The sequence below is a fragment of the Blautia wexlerae genome, from assembly GCF_013300825.1.
Lineage (GTDB): Bacteria > Bacillota > Clostridia > Lachnospirales > Lachnospiraceae > Blautia_A > Blautia_A wexlerae_B.
Map to the genome: position 1 here is coordinate 51,541 of NZ_JAAIMY010000020.1, position 20,053 is coordinate 71,593.

Here is a 20,053-nt window from a genome sequence, read left to right on the forward strand (position 1 = left end):
TTAGAATTCCTCCTTTATTTTTTCCAAACACTGTTACTGAAGTTTTATCATCTTAACTTCTACTTTTCAATATCAAGTGTATCCACACGTTTTCCCTGGACAACATAACGGGTTGCCTCGTTTCCCGTACAGGTAGACAGTGTAATGATCTTGTCCTTTATGTTCATTCCTTCTACATCTGTCCGGATCTCGGAATATCCTCGGATCTTCTCCAGATATTTTTCAAATTCCTCACCAGGTCCCTTGAACAGGGTATAGGTATCACTGTTCACACCTGTAGTGTACGCGGAGATAATCTCATACCTGTAGTTTTTCTCAGGTGTAAAGATCCAGAAATATTTGCTCTTCTTATAAGTCTCTTCATCCTGTGTAAATTTCTTAAGCTGAGCAAACATGGAACCATTTTTCATATTATGACCATACACGATCGTGTTGCAGTCACTGAAATCTCCTTTATTTTCATAGTCCACGAAGATAGTTCCTGCAAAGTTATAATTCTTCTCATAGGTTCTGTGAAGATAAGTTTCATTGTCTTTGCCATGCACGATGGGGTAATTAATATCTGGCACTGCTTCCACATAAATCCATCCCACTACATCATTATTTACACTTTTAAGAGATGCAAAGTCAATATCCATAGGTGCTTTCAGCTCACTGCCGGCTTCCGGTCCTGCCGCTTCTCCATACGGATCTCGTTCTGTTACCGCCATCTGTGTGATCGAATTGTACTCATCCGTACCTTTCTTATATTCTGTATAAATATGAAACAGATTATATCCTGCATAACAGAATACACAGATTGCTGCGATCAGAACAACCGTCAACACAACATCCCCTGCTGTCTTCTTTTTTTTAGGCTGTTTTTCTGACATTCTTCCTCCATTTCCGCAGCACATTGCTGCTATGTATCAGCTGCTGTCTGATTGACTTCTATATAATATACAGACATCCGTTTCCAACCGCTGTCTGTGACAGACTATTATACCCGGTCACATCGTTCTTCCTGTAATCCATTATGCACTGCCTCCAGACACGCTTTTCGCAGTTCATTTTCTTCTTTATTATATAGAAGCATCTCACTGTATTCAAAATATACCGGACAGCCATTTCCGGAAATAAACGAAGTCATTGCCCTATCCGCTGTGATCCCTGTCACGAAAAGCAACATTTCCTGATTTTCGCCAAAGCTCTCTTTAATAAATGAAAAGGCATTCTGCAGCTCTCCCTGAAGTTTTTGTATCATATCTTCTCTGCATACTGCTTCTTTTTCAAAACATTTACTGATCCGCTTAAATCCATTTTCAGCTGACCGCACATGTTCTTTCTTTGCTGTCAGAATATATTCCCGCAGCCTGCGGATCGCCGTCTCCTGATATTTCTGTTCTCTTACTGAGATCAGTTCCATCTTTACTTTGATCTGCAGACTGTTTTCCTGTTCCTGCGCAAATTCTTCAAGCAATGAAATTCCCAGCTTCTCTTCCTCAGCATTCTTTCTCACCTGAGTTCTCAGATGCAGAAGCATCTCATGGAGTATCTCAAGCTGATGATCTGCCTGTCCGTATTCTTCCGCTTTTTCTCTCAATGCCCCCAGAATCAGATTTACAACTGCAAAACGCTCCTCAAAAGCTCCGTCTGCAGCCATCTTCTCCTTCAGCGCCAGATTCTCCGGGCTCATATTTCCGGACAGGATCGACGGGATTTCATAATCCTCCCCATACTTTGTATATAACTGATAAAATCCTGCAAAATCCCTGGCTGTTTCCTCTTTCTGGAGAAATTCCTCCACCAGTTCCTCACTGATCCCGATTCCCAGCTTTTCATAGCTTTGCAGAAGTCTTGAAAGATCCTCCCAACCTCTGGCAGTTACAAAGAATTTACCGTCTACTGTATTCTCCACTGCATAAAAATTGTTCTTCTTCACAGACAGATAAGAAATGATTGCCTGATGCACCTTCTGCTGTCCTGCATATTTCAGCCAGATATCGCAGTCAGGCTCAATTGTAAGCTTACGGACACGGTCAAGTGTGACAATATCAAATTCCCTGACAGATTTATTATACTCCGGCGGATTTCCCGCTGCTACCAGAATCCAGCCTTCCGGAATCTTATGACTTCCAAAGGTTTTATTCTGGAGAAGTGCCAGCATTGCCGGTGCCAGGGTTTCAGACACACAGTTGATCTCATCAATAAACAGGATTCCCTCTTTCCTACCTGTATTCTCCATACAATCATAGACAGATGCCACGATCTCACTCATTGTGTAATCTGTCACCATCATGCCTTTTCCACCGTAATTCCGTTTAACGATCTCCGGAAGACCGATAGCACTCTGACGGGTGTGATGGGTAATGGTGTAGGCTACAAGTCCTACACCGCACTCTGCTGCCGCCTGTTCCATAATGGCAGTTTTGCCGATTCCCGGCGGACCGATCAGTAAAAGCGGTCTCTGACGGATCAGCGGATAAGTATAATATCCATTCTCATCCTTCGCCAGATATGCACGAAGTGTATTACAGATTTCTGTTTTTGCTTCCTGTATGTTCATTTTATTATCATACTCCTGCTAGTTGTTTAATCAAACTGATCCGCAGTTTATCTTATTCCTGTGATCAGACATTTCGCCCATGGCGGCACCAGTTTCATCTTGTCCGTCCGTTTCAGAAATACAAATGCAGTCTCATAATCCGGCTTCTGTCCCGGATAAATTCCGTCACCATCTGTAAAATAGATCAGTGCCCTGAGATTCTTCAGTTCTTTTCTCTCTTTTTCCTGACGGATCAGTTCAAATACAGGGCGAAAATCTGTACCTCCCCTGCCCTGGATCTTAACGTTCCGACTGTATTCCTTCCACTCCTCCTCAGAATGAATCACATCCACTTTCTGGATAAAACAGTCGCACTGGACGACATATACCTTCATCCTGCTGAAAAAATTCTCTTTTTCACTTAAAATCCCATAAGTTTCCCCCAGAAATCTCTGTACAGTTTCTCCGGAACATGAACCGGATGTGTCAATGGCGATCACCAGCTCCTCCAGACGGTTTACTTCTTTATACTCCAACGGTTCTATCAATGGAATATTCCCATAATGTTCCATTCCAAAGCTATAAAAAATATAATCAAAGCTCTCCGTATCCAGTTCCACTTCCTCCCGAAGTCTGCAAAACTGCTTCAGAAATTTCCGGTAATCATATTTACTGCGGTAGATCTCATCCAGTTTTTCCTGCTGATTGTTTGTCTGAGTCCCTGCCCTGCTTTGCATACCTGTCTTATTCTGTGAGGTATAAGCAAGGATATGTTCCCATTTTTCCTTTATTCTCCTGTCTCCTGATGCCTGTCCGGCAATTCTCTGCCAGAATATGTGATCATCAAAAGCATTTGTATTCACCTGTGTATCATCTGATTTTCTTTTCTTCAGGCTAAGTTTGCCTTCTCCGACAGCCTTGTCGATCAGCTGCTCTACAAAATAGTCGCATTCCCTGTCCCATTCGCCAAAATCTCTGTCAGGTTCCATGAAAATATGAAGGTACAGACAGTGAAGCAGCATGTGCAGATATCCTCTTCTTACTGCTGCCGGATCTTCCAGATATTTTTTCATGAGAAATACCGGATTAAAATAAATCAGCTCCCCGTCTGTCCCAATTGTATCAATACTGCTGTCTGCTTTGTATTCCAGACTTGCAAATGCCCCATCCAGATAAGGAAAATCCAGATACAATTGATTTCTGCAGTTTTGCAGGATTTTTTTTCCGGTAAGTTCCTGCTCTGTTGTTGTTTTTTTATAGTGAAAAGTCTTTTTTTGGGTATCCATATTTTTTATCTTTCAGATGAAGCAGCCATACCAGAGAACGCAGCTTTGCTTTTTCCTGTGCACATCTTATAAAATTCTCCAGCTCATTTGCGGAAAACCATCCGCATTTCTCGATCTGCTCCATCCTTTCTGTATCCTCATTCTCTATCAGAAGCTCCATTACAGAACGTATTCTGAGCTTCAGGTATTTCTGTATCTCCTGATATTTATCGGACTCTCTGTCCGGATTTTCCTGAAAATAAATCTCCAGAGCCTGTTCAAGCTTTCTGTCCTGCATCAGATTCTCTTCCTCTCTTATAGTTCATAACCACAATATAGCACAAAAACGGTTTATTTTAAAGTCCCGTTATGTTATTATAAAATCATATATATTCTATCACAGATGAAAGGATTTTATCTTATGAATACTATCAAAAAATTCATCCACTACTATGGTCCGTATAAGGCGGTCTTTTTTATTGATCTGATATGTGCTGCTGTAATCAGCCTGATAGATCTGGCATATCCTCAGATTCTGCGGACCATGACAAAAACACTGTTCACTCAGGATCAGGCAATGATTCTTCAGGCACTGCCTGTGATCGCAGGAGGACTCTTTCTTATGTATATGATCCAGTGTCTCTGCAAATATTATGTAACCTGTCAGGGACACATGATGGGAGCAAATATGGAACGGGATATGCGGCAGGAATTATTTGATCATTACCAGCAGCTTTCATTTTCCTATTACAGTCAGAATAATTCCGGTCAGATGATGAGCAAGCTGGTCAGTGATCTTTTTGATATTTCCGAGTTTGCACACCATGGTCCTGAAAACCTTTTTATCTCTCTGGTAAAGATCATCGGTGCTTTTGTCTTTCTTTTCTTTATCAATAAGAAACTGGCATTTCCACTGATTATCCTTGTTATTGTTATGTTTTGGTTTTCCTTTAAGCAGAATGCCCGAATGCAGACAACTTTTATGGAAAACAGACGTAAGATCGGGGATGTCAATGCAAGTCTCCAGGACACACTTTCCGGTATCCGTGTGGTACAGTCCTTTGCAAATGAAGATATTGAACATGTTAAATTCAAAAAAAGCAATGAAGCTTTTCTGCTTTCAAAGCGTGATAATTATCGCTGTATGGGAAGCTTTATGAGTTCTAATCTGTTCTTTCAGGGAATGATGTATCTGGTTACTCTGGTGTATGGCGGTTATCTTATTGCCAACGGAGAAATGCAGACTGCAGATCTTGCCATGTATGCACTTTATATTGGAATCTTTATCAGTCCGATCCAGATTCTGGTCGAGCTGGTAGAAATGATGCAAAAAGGTCTTTCAGGCTTCCGCCGTTTCCTTGATGTTATGGAAACAGAGTCAGAGATCACAGACGCTCCGGATGCCAGGGAACTTACTGATGTGAAGGGACATGTAAGCTATGAGCATGTATCTTTTCATTACAGTGACGATAATACACCTGTTCTCAGTGATATCTCTATTGATATCCCTGCCGGAAAGTCTGTGGCACTTGTGGGTCCATCAGGTGGCGGAAAAACTACCATCTGTTCTCTTCTGCCACGCTTTTATGATGTAACAGAAGGACGGATCACTGTTGATGGAAAAGATATCCGTAGCCTGACTCTGAAGAGTCTCAGAAATAATATCGGAACTGTACAGCAGGATGTCTATCTGTTTGACGGTACGATCCGGGATAATATTGCATATGGAAAACCGGGAGCTTCTGATGAAGAGATTATTGCAGCTGCAAAGCGGGCAAGCATTCATGATTTTATTATGGAACTTCCACAGCAGTATGATACCTATGTCGGAGAACGCGGAACAAGACTTTCGGGCGGTCAGAAACAGAGGATTTCCATTGCACGTGTGTTCCTGAAGAATCCGCCGATTCTGATCCTTGATGAAGCTACGAGTGCTCTGGATAATGAGAGTGAACGATGGATCCAGAGAAGTCTTGAAGAGCTTTCACAGAACCGTACTACTATTACTATCGCGCACAGACTTTCTACGATCAGGGATGCGGATGAGATTATTGTGATTACTGAGGATGGGATTGCTGAGAGGGGGACACATGAAGAGCTGTTGGATATGAATGGGGTTTATGCGGCTTATTATAATATGTGATTTGTCTGACGGATGCGCAGGAAAATTAATTTTCCTGCGCTGTTATAATGATACTATTTGCGGTATACGAATGACGGGAGGCCGTCTTCGCCACAGGGGATCTGTACTGTTCCCTGGATCAGGGGGCGGGCATAGTTTATGAAAGCTTCGGTGACGTCAGATCCGTCTTCTGTGATCCACTCTGATGGAACTGTTTTTTCTTCGTTGCAGATGGCATTGACGTCTTCAAGATCGCATTCCATGGTATAGGTTCCGTCAGAGGTTTCTTTGCGGATAAATGAGATCATTTTTCCTGTTTCGCCGTTGAGGGCTGCCTTTACGCCGAATTCTCCGGCTTTGATGGCTTCCTGCTGATCTGTAGCTGACATCATAGATGCAGAGCAGCGTTGGCTGACGTTGAGTTCTACAGAACGGGCTTTTACACCAAGGCGATTTCTGACAAGGTTTTCGAGATATTTACCACAGCCTGCCAACATTTTGTGTCCAAAGGTATCAGTACCTACGGAATTGTCGTATTCACAGATAAATGTGCCCTTGTCGTCATGGATTCCTTCTGATACGCAGACAATGACATTGCAGTTTTTCTCAAAGGATTTCTCTACTGATTTAAGAAATTCTTCCTGGTCAAAGGCTGTTTCCGGAAGGTAGATGAGAAGAGGGTTGTCTCCTGTATATTTGCGGGCAAGTGCAGATGCAGCAGTGAGCCATCCTGCGTGGCGGCCCATAATTTCTATAATCGTTACGGATTTCTTTTCATAAACATTTGCATCTATGGTAATCTCGCGGACTGTAGAAGCTACATATCTGGCTGCACTTCCAAATCCCGGAGTATGGTCTGTATGAACCAGATCATTGTCGATTGTTTTTGGTTCTCCGAGGATACGGATATCACTGCCTGTCTGCGCAGCATAACGGGAAAGTTTGCTCACCGTATCCATGGAATCATTTCCACCGATATAGAAGAACCAGCCAATATTCATTTCTTCAAATTTTTTAAAAAGTCTTGGATAAACCGGATCTTCCAGTGATTCCGGCAATTTATAGCGGCAGGAACCAAGATAAGCACCTGGTGTGACTTTCAGACCGTCAAGTTTCTCTCCCGGAAGTGCTTCGGCAAAGTCAAGAACTGTTCCATTTAAAAATCCTTCAATTCCGTTTATCATTCCGTAAACATGCTCAATAGCTTCCGGATGGCGCATTCCCTCGGATACAACTCCGTAAAGGCTGCTGTTAATTACTGCGGTAGGACCGCCGGACTGACCGACGATCAGATTCTTTCTGGACATAAGAAACCTCCTGTATCGTTTGATTTAATGTGATTGCTTTTCATTATATCATACAACTGCCTTCCATAGCAATTCAATAAAAAGGTGTGTTCCCACATCCCCCTGTGAAAGCACACCTTATATTTCCCATATTCAGTTTCTGTTTTTATTCCCCGAATTCCCTGTGGTCTTCTTCCAGTTTCTGTTCTATTTTAATCTTTTTTTTTGCCTCTTCTTTCTGCTCATCCCGTGTTTTCGGAAGGATCACATTAAGCATTACTGCAATAATAGTTGCAAGGACAACCGGTGATTTACCGAAAATTGTTGTTACCCATGTGGGAAAGCTTGCAAGTGCTGCTGTTGCCTGAGATACACCCATTCCCAGTGCAGCTGCGAGTCCTACGATAGATGAATTACGGTAATCCATCTCAGCAGAAGCAACCAGCTTCATACCTGTCATTGCGATCGATGCAAATACAGACACAGTTGCACCGCCCAGTACACACTGAGGAATCGTTGTCAGGATAGCTGAGAATTTCGGAACCAGACCTGCTATACCGAGAATTGCAGCTGCAAGTCCCAATACCCAACGGTTGATAACCTTTGTAGTTGTAACAATACCAACGTTCTGGCTGTATGTTGCTGTGGGAAGTCCGCCGAGCAATGCGCCTACAACGTTAGAAAGACCATAACCAACGATTCCACGCTGCAGTTCATCATCCTTAGGTGTTCTGTCCATAGCTCCGATCGTAGTCGCTGAATAATCACCGATTGCCTGAATAGAGTTGATAGCAAATAAAATTCCCAGTGCAACACAGGAAGACGGCTCAAACTGTACTCCAAAATGCATCAGAGATGGAAGCTGACAGACACCTGCTTCCCCTATGCTTGAGAAATCTACCATTCCAAACGGAATAGAAACCAGATATCCCACTATAATACCGATCAGAATAGATGCCAGTTTCCAGATTCCCTTTCCAAAATGATTCAGAGCTGTAACAACGATCAGCGTGAAAAATGCAATTGCCCAGTTCTGCCAGGATCCGTAATTCGGACTGCTGGTACCGCCTGCCATATAATTAATGGCAGTCGGATACAGGGAAAGACCGATGGTAAATACGACTGTTCCTGTGATTAGCGGCGGGAAAAATACCCGAATCTTCTTGACCAGCAAACCCATAACAACTGCTACGATACCACCAACAATCTCCGCACCCATGATTGCTGCTATTCCATACGATTCCGCTATCGCCTGCATACTTGGCACGTAAGCAAAGCTGACACCCATGATAATAGGCAGGCCTGAGCCAATTGCAAATTTCGCCTTTCCGCCAATCGGAAACAGCTGAAGCAAAGTTGACAATGCTGCAATGACCAGTGCCGACTGGATCAGGATAACCTGGTCTTCTCTGGAGAGTCCGCCTGGAACTGCTCCGGAAACGATGATCGCCGGTGTGACACAGCCAACGATCATAGCTACGACATGCTGCATGGCAAGGGGAAAAGCCTCACTCATGCGGGGGATTCCGTCAGTTTCAAAAATACTGCCTCTCTTCATAATTGCCTCCCAATTTCTTTTGTACGATTGTAACATTTTTTGTCCAAAAAAACAATTAGACAACCTAATTATTTTTGGTCTAAAACTATACAATATTTTATCTTAAAATTTGGTTATTATTTTATCTTTTATATGTATTTTCCAGTATTTCATAAACCTTTCAGCTTATAAGCTCAAATGTCCGATACAGATCCAGTCTTCCATATCCCCATCCCGGATTGGGGTATTCCATCTGTTCTTCTCTCACTGCCCCTTTCTGCAGATAAAATTTCACTGTATTTCCCGATGCATAGGGAATATTTCCTCTCACGATCGCCCATTCCAACACCAATGCTGCTGCTCCTGCAGTAATAGCCGAAGAAAGACTGCTTCCCGAAGCCTTTCCAAACGCCCCTCCCGGCAACGGAATGAACAAATCTACTCCCGGTGCTGCCAAATCAGGTGTCACCTGATTGTTTGGAGTAAACCCTCTCCCAGCCTGAAAATACAGACTGTTGTCCAGATACTGATAAGCTGTTGCCGTAATACTTCTGGTTGAATCGCCGGGTGCAGTAACAGTTATATAAGGTGTAGACTCCAGAAAATAAGTGTCCGGCGAAATCAGTCCTTGCACCGGAAGCCACATGTGAAACCTGCTTCCCGATATTCCTTTTTTACTGACATTTACCTTCCAGATACCTGCTGCCGGATGAAAGAAGCGAAAATAAATCAGCTGTTTCCCGGTCATCCGCTCCATCTTTACGTAATTGACCAGCACTTTCGTCTCCACAAAAATGAAACTTAATTCCTGAGTACCTGCACCAAGAGAACTGCTCACATACAGCTTTTCTCCTGCCGGTGACTGTAACGATATCCCATAGTCATCCGGCGGATCTCCCCAAAATTCCATGGAAAATCCTTCTTCTTTATCCGCAATACGAAGTTCAACAGTATCCTGATTTTTCACATAGTCCAACTCTGCTGTATAATGATGCTGTGCTGCACCCTCATTTCCTGCTGCCACAGATACTGATACCTGAGAATCTTCATTAATATAATCTACATATCGACTCAGCTCACTGTCACCAACATGTGCGCTCTGATTGGTGCCAAGTCCCAGACAAACGGAAACCGGCATTCCCATCTCTTGTGCCATCTTCACTGCAAAAGAAATCCCCAGCATAATGTCGTCTTCCTGAAATACCGGTGCCTGTGGCGGATACTGGTAAAATTTTCTCAGATAGGATTTTGCTTTCTTTAATTTCACCACAATGATCGTTGCTTTCGGAGCTGCTCCTGAGAAATTTTCTGTGGGTACAAAATTGCCTGCTGCCAGCCCTGCCATAGCTGTACCATGTCCGTTCTCATCCAATGAGGGTACAATCTCCTGTGGATTCTCCGACAGCAATGCCTGATTAATTTCCTCTCCGGTAAAAACCTTTCCATAAGGAACCTGTTCATCCTCATTTCCCGGAATTGTCTGATCCCAGATATATGCAATACGGCTTACATCTCCGTTTCGAAAGATTGGATTCAGATAATCAATCCCGGAATCAATCACTGCGATCACTGTGCCCTCTCCCTGAAGTTTCAGATAGGGATGATTATGTAACCGCGTAATCCCGGATGAATTTAATGCATCCGCATCCATAAATGTATAACACTTCGGCAAAGATGCATACGTATAGGAATTAATTTCCAGCGGACCAATCTCATTCAGCGGAATATATAGAATTCCAAACAATTCATTCACAGGAAGAAATTTTCCACCCATATTCTGTCCATGTTTTATAATAAAATCCCCGTACTCTTCATCCTGTGCCGGCGGTATTGACGGCTCAGCATGAATGCCCGGGGGGTTTTCCTGCTGTATCTGCACTTCAAAATCGTCAGGTCCGAACATTACTGTCCTCCTGGATTTTTTATACATGATATGTGAGATATTTATTTTTTATGATGAGATGATTTCAACCGAGGCAGGTAAATCCCCTGCAGAGGCTGCAAATATCTGTCTGACTTCATAACTATAAAGATACTGATCAGTTACTGATCCTGTTTTATACTTTTCATAGAAGCCAGCAATAATATAGCTCCCGCTATTGCCGTAAAAATACTGATAAACTGGGAAGTTGACAGTATTCCAACACTTCCTCTCTCAATATCCCCTCTGAAAAATTCGATCACAAACCTTCCAATACTATAACAGATCAGATAACATGCTGCCACCTGACCATCTGCTTTCTTATGCTTTGCCACATAAAGTAACAGGAAAAAATGTACGAAATCCAGAATACTGGAATATATCTGTGTAGGAATCAGGGAAATATTGTTGGGCGCAAAATCTGAATCCTTAAAAATTACAGCAAGTGTGCCTGCTGTCTCTTTCCCATAGCAGCAGCCTGCCAAAAAACAACCAATCCTTCCAAATCCCTGTGCCAGTGCAATGGACGGCATCATCAGATCAAAATACTCCAGAAATTTCAGCCTCTTTATCCTGCAGTACAGCCAACCGATCAAAATCCCACCGATAATCCCACCATAAACCACAAAACCGTCTGAACCGATCATCTGTCGTGGATTCTGGAGAAACTCTTTCCAGTTGGTGATCCAGAACAGGATTTTTGCAGAAGCAAATCCTCCGATGGCACACCACACTACAAGATAAAAAATATGTTCATATGCCAGATGCAACCTTCTTGCCCTCTGCTCAGCTACAAACCAGGCCGCCAGCACACCCATTGCGATCATAAAACCATAACCGTAAACTGTCAGCGGACCTATATGCAATAATTCATTGTGCATTCTCAAATCCTTTCTACTACAAAACATCAATTACCATTCTATCCTGTCGGTAAATAATTCCAGAAGTGCTTTATTAGCACAGTCATTCCTTTCATTCTCATGAATCGTCTCCGGATCCGCCTCACCGCAGATATCCACACCGGCAATCTTTCCTCCGGCATTCTTTACACACTCCAGCACTGCATGTACACCGGACATAAGTGTTGTCAGGTTCATATCTCCCTGACTCCATGTGGTCTGTGCATCTTTTGTACTAAGCACGTCTTTATCAACAGATATATATAATGGAAGAGATTCACACACCCTGCCGACTGTTTCTTCCAGAAATCCGTTTATCTGTGCCTCTGTCATTCCCTGCAGATGCTCTCTTGACAGAAACGTTACTCTGTCTTTCAGCTTCTCTTCCACCTGCTCATAAGCCGCTTCATCCGGTCCCACCAGAATCACATATCTCAGATTCTCCAGTTCTTCCAGAGATGCTGCGATCCATCCGCCGCAAGACAAAATTCCGCCAAATGCAGGCGGCTGCATATCCGTATGATTATCATAAACCAGCAGACAAAACGGCTCTTTTATCTTAGCCATCCACAATCTTGTCATATAGTGATAATTACCGGAATCAATAAAATGGATTCCGGCAGCTGGATAATTCTCTGTTCGTTTATTGATCTCTGCAATTGCTTCCTCATCACAATAGCAGTTTGTCCCACAGATATCCTGAACCTCTATCCATAATATCTGTCTGTCTTTCCAGAATTCTTCCTCTTTGTAGATTCCTGAAAAATTCATCAGTATAACTGGTGTCTGTTCCTGCATATTCACTTAATCCTTCCATTCTTCCAGAGGTTCCTCGTTATTTTTCAACATCTCTCTGATTTCCCTGCCCGGACTTTCCACATCTTCATCTGAAGTCTGCACATTTGCATCCAGAATGGTATCCGCATCTGCTGCATCTGCGGTTTTCTCAGTTTCTATTTCCATCTCAGTTTCCTGTGCCTGAGAGTTTGTATCTTTCTCCCATTCTGTTTTGTCTTCATCTGAAGTTTTTTCCTGCTCTTCTTTATTCAAATCTGCAGTTTCCGGTTCATTCCATGACAGAACCGATTTCTCTTCCGGTTCTTTTTCATCGGGGAGTTTCTCAGATTTGCGCATTCCCAGACGGATCATGATCAGGAACACAATATCTGCTGCCCCGTCGGCAGTGAGGATGATTCCTGAAAACAGAATCATCTGAGTTACACTCATAAAAGAATAAAACAGCATAGAAACCCCAAGTGCAATAAATACCAGACAGCCCCCAAAAATAATCTTCCAACGTCCTCTCTGGGCTTTTTTCAGTCTGTAGCTGCCCTTTATCTTCCAGATACTGTCAACCAGTACAAAAGCTCCCAGTAAATATGGCAGGATTCTGATCACAATCTGTGGCGTAAAGAAAAGAAAAATTCCAAGCACCATAACAATCACGCCTGTAAACAAATCAAGGATCGTTGCCTTCTCCTTCTCAGCCGTATAAATAACAATATGGTAAATACCCGATGCGATCATTATCAGTCCAAATACAATCTTGCAGATAATGTTTACAGTCTGATCCGGAATCAGAATCAGGCACAAACCAAACGCCAGATAAAAGACGGATGATATGATCTCACTTTTTAGAAAATCAGAAACTTTTTTTCCCACAACCTATTCCTCCTGACAGTACATTATTCTTGTATATAAGAAGTATAACTTCTTTCGTTTACTTCGTCCACAGGCAACTGCATGAGTTTGTGTAAAATTTGTGAATTTTTCCTTGAAGTTTTTTGGGTGTGTATTATAATTAAGTGAAATTATGTCAGAAAATGGAGATTTTTTCCATAGGAAGGATTTATTTTGAAAAACAACCAAAGAATAAAGTTTTATTCATTATCCCTGCAGGTATCATATTTGCCGGTGCAGTAATCTTTTTATGCACCCGTGGTTCCGGGGATGATTCTGTCTGCAAAGAAAATGTAGCCCGCCTTCAGGCTCTGGAAAACGCAGATATTTCCCAGACAGAGCAACAGCTTCAGGCTCTGAAACAGACTTCCGGCAGCGATTCTGATGCTTCCGCAGATAATTCCGAAACATCTGTATTAAGCGATGTACAAATCCGTCAGGTATTTGCAGGCAGTGTTATCATCGGAGACTCTATTACTGAATCTATCGTAGAATACGGATATCTGGATACAGATGTAGTAGTCAGTAAACGAGGATTAAATGTAAGTGCAGCCGATGATCAGATCAGCACAGCGATCGCTCTGAGTCCCTCTCATGTATTCATGGCCTTCGGCTCCAATGACCTTGAGTTATATGGTTCAGCTTCATCCGAATTTGTCTCTGACTACAAAGAGCAGATTAAAAAAATCCAGACTGCACTGCCTGGTGTTCCAATCTATATCAACAGTATTCTGCCGATCACAGACGACGCAATCGCACAGACCCCTGATCTTGGATATTATCCTGATTATAATGAAGGACTTATAAAACTCTGTCAGGAAATGGGATGTACCTTTATTGACAACTCAGCTATTGTAACGGACAGTTCAGAAAATCTGTATGAACCGGACGGAGAACATGTAATTCAGGATTATTATCCAAAATGGCTGACACACATGGCACAGACAGCGGGGTTACAGGTATGAGAAATTATTTACATATTTTTATCAAAAGCGGACTTGTTCTGTTTCTCATCGCATATCTGACTGTCCTGTATACCTCTGACAGCGCAAAGAATATACCGATGGAGCAGATTGCCCAGACCATGGAACAGGATTCCGATATCATTTCCCTGAATAAAGAAAACCGTTCCGATCTGAAACACTATTATCAGACAGATGACCGCAATATCGACGGCTATTTCTTCTACAAAGCCGCCTCCCCTATGGCAGTGGAAGAAATCTGTATTATGAAAGCCAACGACAGTACTCAGGCAAATGCTTTACTTGAAAATGCAAGCGCCCACCTTGCCGGTCAAAAACAGATATTTGAGGGATACGGCACAGATCAGATGGCTCTTCTGAACAATGCAGTTGTAGGAAAAAAAGGGAATTATGTATATTATATGTGCGGTGCAGATGCACAGAACTGGCATACTGCTTTTCTTTCTATGATATAACTCTTTTCCTTTGATTTTCTATAATATTAATGTTACGGTCAAAAGGTATTTTGCCCCTGACTTGATATCTACAGATTGGAGAACTTTTAATATGGTATTTAACAGTATATTTTTTATATTCTGCTTTCTTCCGGTTTTCATGTTGCTCTACTATCTGATACCGGGAAAGCTTCGCAATCTGCTGCTGTTTTTTGGCAGTCTGATCTTTTACGCCTGGGGAGAACCTGTATATGTGATCCTCATGCTGTTTTCCAGTATCTTCAACTATTATATGGGTACAGAACTGGAACGTTTATATTATGATGACAGGAAACAGAAGATAAATCTGGTTTTTTCGATCGTTGTGAATCTTGCAATCCTTGTATTTTTTAAATATTATGGATTCCTGCTTAACACCATCGGAGGAATCACCGGCATCCATATTCCTCACCCGGAACTTTCACTGCCCATAGGACTTTCTTTTTACACCTTCCGTAATCTGTCCTATCTTTTTGATATTTATTTAAGTAAGATCAATGCACAGAGAAATTTCCTGACCTTCGCCGTATACAGTACAATGTTTCCCTATACTTCCGCAGGACCGATCATCCGATATGCAGATATAGAGGAGCAATTGAAACAGCGTACCATCAATATTTCCAAATTTGGTATCGGTGCAGAACTTTTTGTCAAAGGTCTTGCAAAAAAAGTCCTTCTGGCAGATAACCTCTCTGTCCTGTATTCCGGTATCTGCAGTCATCCGCAGATGTCTGTGCTTACTGCCTGGACTGGCATTCTGGCTTACACTATGCAGCTTTATTTTGACTTCAGCGGTTATTCAGATATGGCCATTGGTCTGGGAAAAATGCTGGGATTTGACTTCAATAAGAACTTCGATTACCCGTACATCTCTACCAGTGTTTCTGAATTCTGGAGACGCTGGCATATTTCCCTGGGAAGCTGGTTCAGAGATTATATTTACATCCCCCTTGGCGGCAACCGGGTTTCACCCCTGAAACATATCCGCAATATTCTTGTGGTATGGGCTCTTACCGGTCTGTGGCATGGCGCAAGCTGGAATTTCGTACTGTGGGGTGTTTACTACGGACTCTTTCTTTTACTTGAGAAATTTGTACTTCAGAAATATCTGGAAAAAATTCCGTCGTGGATCCGGACTGTGTACACCATGCTTGTGGTTATGATCGGCTGGGTATTTTTCAGCCAGACAGATTTCGGTGCTCTCGGACACTATCTGGGAACCATGTTCGGAATCGGTGCTTCCGGCTTCATAGACAGCACTGCACTTTACTATCTCAAGACAGGATTTATCCTTCTTCTGATCAGTATCCTGGCATGCCGCCCTGCCCCCTATCAGTATTTCAGGAATCTGATCAGGCGCAGACCCGCTGCCGCAATAATTATAAATCTTATTTTGTTTGCACTATCCGTTGCTTATATGGTTTATAATTCCTATACACCATTTTTATATGCAAAATTTTAGAAGGTACCAATATGAAAAAATCATTAAGAAATTATCGTTTATTTTTCCACAGAATGGGACTTCTTTTTCTGTTTATCCCTCTGGTTGTACTTATTCTCAGCATTATACTTCCTGACAGAGGATTTTCTGAAAAAGAAAACCGCGTACTTTCCTCCCTGCCTCATTTAAATGGCAGCCAGATTGCTTCCGGAGGATTTGAAAAACAATTTGAAACCTATGAAAATGATCAGTTTCCGCTCCGCGATCTGTGGATTACACTGAAAGCCAGAACTGACCGTCTGATGGGCAAAGTAGAATCCAACGGTGTATATGTGGGAAAATCAGGATATCTTATGGAAGAATTTAAAGCTCCTGACCAGGCACAGTATGATGCCACAGTAAAAGCAATGACTGATTTTGCACAAAAACATTCTGATCTGAAACAATATGCGCTGATTGCCCCAAATTCTATAAATATTTTAAGTAACAGGCTTCCTGCCTTTGCTCCGGTTCAGGATCAGAATTTATGGATTGACAGTCTCTCTGATTCCCTGACAGATGCAGGCGTAACCTTTATTGATGTCCGCAACACTTTTAAGGATCATAAAATGGAAGACCTTTATTATCATACTGATCATCACTGGACTACCCAGGGAGCCTATTATGCCTATCTCCAGGCAGCTAAAGCTATGGGAATTGATACTTCATCAGATACTTATGACAAAGCACCTGTTACACGTTCTTTCCAGGGAACTCTGTCTGCAAAAAGCGGTTTCCGCTCCGGTGAAAAAGATGAAATTGATGTATTTCTCCCAACCGGAGATCAGGCACTCTCCTCTGTAGTCAATTATGTGGATGAACAGAAAAAAAGTGCCAGTTTCTATGACACTGAGAAACTTGGCACAAGAGATAAATATGCGTTATTCTTTGGCGGTAACCACGCCCAGATAAAGATCAATACTCCTACAGAGACAGATAATACACTGCTCGTACTGAAAGATTCTTACGCGAACAGCTTCGTCCCATTTCTTGCTCAGCATTACCGCAAGATCATAATGATCGATCCACGTTATTATTTCGGAAATCTGGAACAGCTGATACAGGTTGAAAACGTTCAGGAAGTTTTGTATCTGTATAATGCCAACACATTCTTTTCAGATACTTCTCTGGAGCTTGCATTGACACCTGAATCTGACGGACAGGATTCCAGTGATACTTCCGATAACGAATAATATAATACGTAAAACTATCTGATTCTGTATTGAACTATTATAGTAATTCCATAAATATACAAAATCCCCACCGAAATCTCAATGCCGAGGAAACATTGACTTTCAGTGGGGATTTTTTCACACACACTTTTTTATAACACACACTTTTCACACATTTTTTAATAATAGGTTAGGTATGACGGCTGATTTCAAACAATAACACTGTTTCTTACATTCCCCGTTCCCAGTTTATCTGTTTTTTGCATCAGCTGTACCTTGATATGTATTATATCAGTATTTATGGTTTTTTTTCGTTTTATACAAATTCAGCAGTTTATTCTGCAAAAGTGTCATTTGAACTTCCGAAATGGTTTACAAAATAGTCATAATACATATCCAGTATCTCCTTCCGCCCACGAACACGTATAGGCACAAGTGTTCCATCTTCCATAACAAAATCATCCTCTACATCTTTAATATAATCCATATTTACCAGATAACTCTGATGGCATCGCAGAAAACGTTTCTCGTTGATTCTCTTCTCTATTTCACCCAGCTTATCCACTGTTATAATTTCGGATCCGTCTGACAGATGAAGAATGACATTGTGTTTATCACTGTCAATATACATAATATCGTCTGTATATGGGTAGCGGTACTGTCTCCTGTTTTTGATCGCAACACGTCTTTTCATATCCGTTTTAAGAACCATGTTCAGAAGTTTCATCAGTTTTTCTTCGGAAAATGGCTTCAGCAAATACCCTGATGCACGTACTTCATAACTCTCTATGGCGTAATCCGGTGACGCAGTAAGAAAAATAATCGGTACCTTACACTGTAGCTTCCGCAGTTTTCTTGCAGTTTACATTCCATTAAGTCTCTTCATATAAATATCCAGAAAAAGAAGATCCATGGCAATGTAGCCTTCTTCCACATCTGCCACCAGCGTCTCTCCTGAATCATATTCTACAATTGAAACCTCTTCATTTATTTCTTCAAAATACTGACACAATATTTCTTTCAAAAGAAGTCTTTCAATCTCAACATCATCACAAACGACGATCGTTTTCATGTAATTTCCCCTTTCCGTATCAATATAAAAAGTTGCTGCCGGAATCCTGCCAAGGCGAAAGTTCTGACACTTATCCGTAAACAGCACAATTACTATTAATTATATATGCAGAATCCTACGTATTCAAGTACTTTTCTCATTTATTTTACTTTTTTATGATAATCATATATTACGATGTTAGGGTCAAAAGGTATTTTGCCTCTAACGTAATATTGTTGTTTACTATTTTTGTGTTATACTATAATAATTAAGAGAAAAATGTATTGTACCTCTAACTTGAATTATTTTATTTCAACCAAAGGAAGGAAGCATATCATATGCGTCAGGAAAAATTTAAAATGGAGCGCCAGGGATTAATAAATGTAGGAGATGAAGTAGAAATTTCAGAATATCAGTCTTTTATGAATTACAGTTATATCATTGAACCCGCTGTCGCGATGTCCGGCTGTTATCCAAATGCACAGCGCATTAAATCCAAAAAAGGAATTGTCAAAAATATAGAACATACCCCCCGGGGATTTATCGTAACTGCTGAATTTGATGAATAACTCTATCATTTTTTCAAAAAGAGGTCCTGTTTTATGAATACCAATACTTTTATTACAATACGTACTGCCACTCTTTCGGATGCGCAGGCACTTTTAAATATTTATGCACCTTATGTAGAACATACTGCAATTACTTTTGAATATGATGTTCCTTCTGTTGAAGAATTTGCTTCCAGAATTGAACATACTCTTCAAAAATACCCTTATCTTATAGCAGAGAAAAACGGAAGCTTGCTTGGATATGCCTATGCCAGTCCTTTTCACGAAAGACCGGCTTATGACTGGGCTGTAGAAACCTCTATCTATGTGGATCAGAATATTAAGCATCAGGGAATAGGCCGCAGACTTCATGATGCCCTTGAAGATGCCTTACGCAATCAGGGGATACTGAATATGAATGCCTGCATTGCTTATCCTCCTGAGAAAGATGAATACCTTGACAGAAACAGCGTAGAATTCCACACACATATGGGATATCGTCTTGTTGGTGAATTTTATAAATGTGGATATAAATTCCACCGCTGGTATAATATGGTCTGGATGGAAAAGCTGATCGGTAATCATCTGTCAGACCAGCAACCGCCGAAATTCCCGGCTTTAAAAATATAAAATTCCATGATCCAAATCAGACAATTCCCCTGCTTTAACTGTGCGAAACAATAAGCAGGGGAATTGTTATAATAAAAATACCTCAGATAATTTTCATTATCTGAGGTTTAAAAGAGGTGCCACCCGGATTTGAACCGGGGATAGAGGTGTTGCAGACCTTTGCCTTACCACTTGGCTATGGCACCATATTTACTTTTATTATATGCAAGATTTCTTACATAATGACTCCAAGGGGATTTGAACCCCTGTTACCGCCGTGAAAGGGCGGTGTCTTAACCGCTTGACCATGGAGCCTGGTAGAAAATTGAATTTGATATCGGACTTCATGTTTCCGAAAGCTCCCCCTGTTGGACTCGAACCAACGACACTGCGGTTAACAGCCGCATGCTCTACCGACTGAGCTAAGGAGGAATAAAGGTTTTTGTACCTTCAAAATTACATACATGTTGACATTTCCTTGAGATTCATTCTTCCTGCGATTC

At 41.6% G+C, this 20,053-nt stretch carries 19 protein-coding genes and 3 tRNA genes; 7 read left to right on the forward strand and 15 right to left on the reverse strand.

Features of this window, described 5'->3' with window-relative positions; genetic code table 11:
- Nucleotides 1-59: 59 nt before the first annotated feature.
- From srtB to G4417_RS11130, 4 genes are all read right to left on the reverse strand, one after another.
- A complete protein-coding gene (gene srtB, locus G4417_RS11115; RefSeq protein ID WP_173683476.1) occupies nt 60-872 on the reverse strand; it encodes a class B sortase in 813 nt (270 codons plus the stop codon).
- Between the two features lie 107 nt (nt 873-979).
- A complete protein-coding gene (locus G4417_RS11120; protein WP_173683477.1) occupies nt 980-2,545 on the reverse strand; it encodes an AAA family ATPase in 1,566 nt (521 codons plus the stop codon).
- 47 nt (nt 2,546-2,592) lie between these two features.
- A complete protein-coding gene (locus tag G4417_RS11125; protein ID WP_173683478.1) occupies nt 2,593-3,810 on the reverse strand; it encodes a VWA-like domain-containing protein in 1,218 nt (405 codons plus the stop codon).
- Entirely contained in the window at nt 3,779-4,087 is a 309-nt protein-coding gene (locus G4417_RS11130) for a hypothetical protein (protein WP_022380547.1), read from the reverse strand. The genes G4417_RS11125 and G4417_RS11130 overlap by 32 nt, the downstream gene beginning before the upstream one ends.
- Nucleotides 4,088-4,210: 123 nt before the next feature.
- Between G4417_RS11130 and G4417_RS11135 the strand changes: the two genes are divergently transcribed.
- Nucleotides 4,211-5,932: an ABC transporter ATP-binding protein gene (locus tag G4417_RS11135; protein ID WP_173683479.1), complete on the forward strand. Its 1,722-nt coding sequence runs from the start codon at nt 4,211-4,213 to the stop codon at nt 5,930-5,932.
- 53 nt (nt 5,933-5,985) lie between these two features.
- Here the strand turns inward: G4417_RS11135 and G4417_RS11140 are convergent, their stop codons facing one another.
- The 6 genes from G4417_RS11140 to G4417_RS11165 all read right to left on the reverse strand — a co-directional run bounded on the left by G4417_RS11140 (nt 5,986) and on the right by G4417_RS11165 (nt 13,216).
- Entirely contained in the window at nt 5,986-7,218 is a 1,233-nt protein-coding gene (locus tag G4417_RS11140; RefSeq protein ID WP_173683480.1) for a 6-phosphofructokinase, read from the reverse strand.
- A 145-nt stretch (nt 7,219-7,363) separates the two neighbouring features.
- Nucleotides 7,364-8,755 (reverse strand): uracil-xanthine permease family protein, encoded by a 1,392-nt coding sequence (locus G4417_RS11145; RefSeq protein ID WP_173683481.1) that lies wholly within the window; start codon nt 8,753-8,755, stop codon nt 7,364-7,366.
- A 160-nt stretch (nt 8,756-8,915) separates the two neighbouring features.
- A complete protein-coding gene (locus G4417_RS11150) occupies nt 8,916-10,637 on the reverse strand; it encodes a S8 family peptidase (protein ID WP_173683482.1) in 1,722 nt (573 codons plus the stop codon).
- A 140-nt stretch (nt 10,638-10,777) separates the two neighbouring features.
- The gene (locus G4417_RS11155) at nt 10,778-11,536 is read right to left on the reverse strand and encodes a prolipoprotein diacylglyceryl transferase (RefSeq protein ID WP_173683483.1); all 759 of its coding nucleotides are present in this window, start codon (nt 11,534-11,536) and stop codon (nt 10,778-10,780) included.
- 30 nt (nt 11,537-11,566) lie between these two features.
- Complete coding sequence (locus G4417_RS11160) at nt 11,567-12,325, reverse strand: arginase family protein (RefSeq protein WP_243872129.1); 759 nt, start codon at nt 12,323-12,325, stop codon at nt 11,567-11,569.
- 33 nt (nt 12,326-12,358) lie between these two features.
- Complete coding sequence (locus tag G4417_RS11165) at nt 12,359-13,216, reverse strand: HdeD family acid-resistance protein (protein ID WP_173683484.1); 858 nt, start codon at nt 13,214-13,216, stop codon at nt 12,359-12,361.
- Nucleotides 13,217-13,377: 161 nt separating this feature from the next.
- Between G4417_RS11165 and G4417_RS11170 the strand changes: the two genes are divergently transcribed.
- From G4417_RS11170 to G4417_RS11185, 4 genes are all read left to right on the forward strand, one after another.
- On the forward strand, nt 13,378-14,199 hold the full coding sequence (locus G4417_RS11170; protein ID WP_173683495.1) for a GDSL-type esterase/lipase family protein: 822 nt from the start codon (nt 13,378-13,380) through the stop codon (nt 14,197-14,199).
- Nucleotides 14,196-14,672, forward strand: a complete 477-nt coding sequence (locus G4417_RS11175) for a DUF4358 domain-containing protein (protein ID WP_173683485.1) — start codon at nt 14,196-14,198, stop codon at nt 14,670-14,672. Before G4417_RS11170 ends, G4417_RS11175 begins: the two co-directional genes overlap by 4 nt.
- Before the next feature lie 91 nt (nt 14,673-14,763).
- Nucleotides 14,764-16,152: an MBOAT family O-acyltransferase gene (locus tag G4417_RS11180; protein ID WP_173683486.1), complete on the forward strand. Its 1,389-nt coding sequence runs from the start codon at nt 14,764-14,766 to the stop codon at nt 16,150-16,152.
- A gap of 11 nt (nt 16,153-16,163) precedes the next feature.
- Nucleotides 16,164-17,363: a DHHW family protein gene (locus G4417_RS11185; RefSeq protein WP_173683487.1), complete on the forward strand. Its 1,200-nt coding sequence runs from the start codon at nt 16,164-16,166 to the stop codon at nt 17,361-17,363.
- A gap of 313 nt (nt 17,364-17,676) precedes the next feature.
- Here G4417_RS11185 and G4417_RS16970 read toward each other — a convergent pair whose 3' ends face one another.
- Together G4417_RS16970 and G4417_RS16975 are read right to left on the reverse strand one after the other, a co-directional pair.
- Nucleotides 17,677-18,069: a LytR/AlgR family response regulator transcription factor gene (locus G4417_RS16970; RefSeq protein ID WP_243872130.1), complete on the reverse strand. Its 393-nt coding sequence runs from the start codon at nt 18,067-18,069 to the stop codon at nt 17,677-17,679.
- Between the two features lie 135 nt (nt 18,070-18,204).
- The gene (locus G4417_RS16975; RefSeq protein WP_243872131.1) at nt 18,205-18,414 is read right to left on the reverse strand and encodes a hypothetical protein; all 210 of its coding nucleotides are present in this window, start codon (nt 18,412-18,414) and stop codon (nt 18,205-18,207) included.
- Between the two features lie 317 nt (nt 18,415-18,731).
- Between G4417_RS16975 and G4417_RS11195 the strand changes: the two genes are divergently transcribed.
- On the forward strand, nt 18,732-18,962 hold the full coding sequence (locus G4417_RS11195; protein WP_173683488.1) for a hypothetical protein: 231 nt from the start codon (nt 18,732-18,734) through the stop codon (nt 18,960-18,962).
- A gap of 33 nt (nt 18,963-18,995) precedes the next feature.
- A complete protein-coding gene (locus G4417_RS11200; protein WP_173683489.1) occupies nt 18,996-19,571 on the forward strand; it encodes a GNAT family N-acetyltransferase in 576 nt (191 codons plus the stop codon).
- A 114-nt stretch (nt 19,572-19,685) separates the two neighbouring features.
- Here the strand turns inward: G4417_RS11200 and G4417_RS11205 are convergent.
- The 3 genes from G4417_RS11205 to G4417_RS11215 all read right to left on the reverse strand — a co-directional run bounded on the left by G4417_RS11205 (nt 19,686) and on the right by G4417_RS11215 (nt 19,982).
- Nucleotides 19,686-19,756, reverse strand: a tRNA-Cys gene (locus G4417_RS11205).
- Nucleotides 19,757-19,793: 37 nt separating this feature from the next.
- A tRNA-Glu gene (locus tag G4417_RS11210) sits at nt 19,794-19,865 on the reverse strand.
- A 44-nt stretch (nt 19,866-19,909) separates the two neighbouring features.
- Nucleotides 19,910-19,982 (reverse strand) — tRNA-Asn (locus G4417_RS11215).
- Nucleotides 19,983-20,053: the final 71 nt, after the last annotated feature.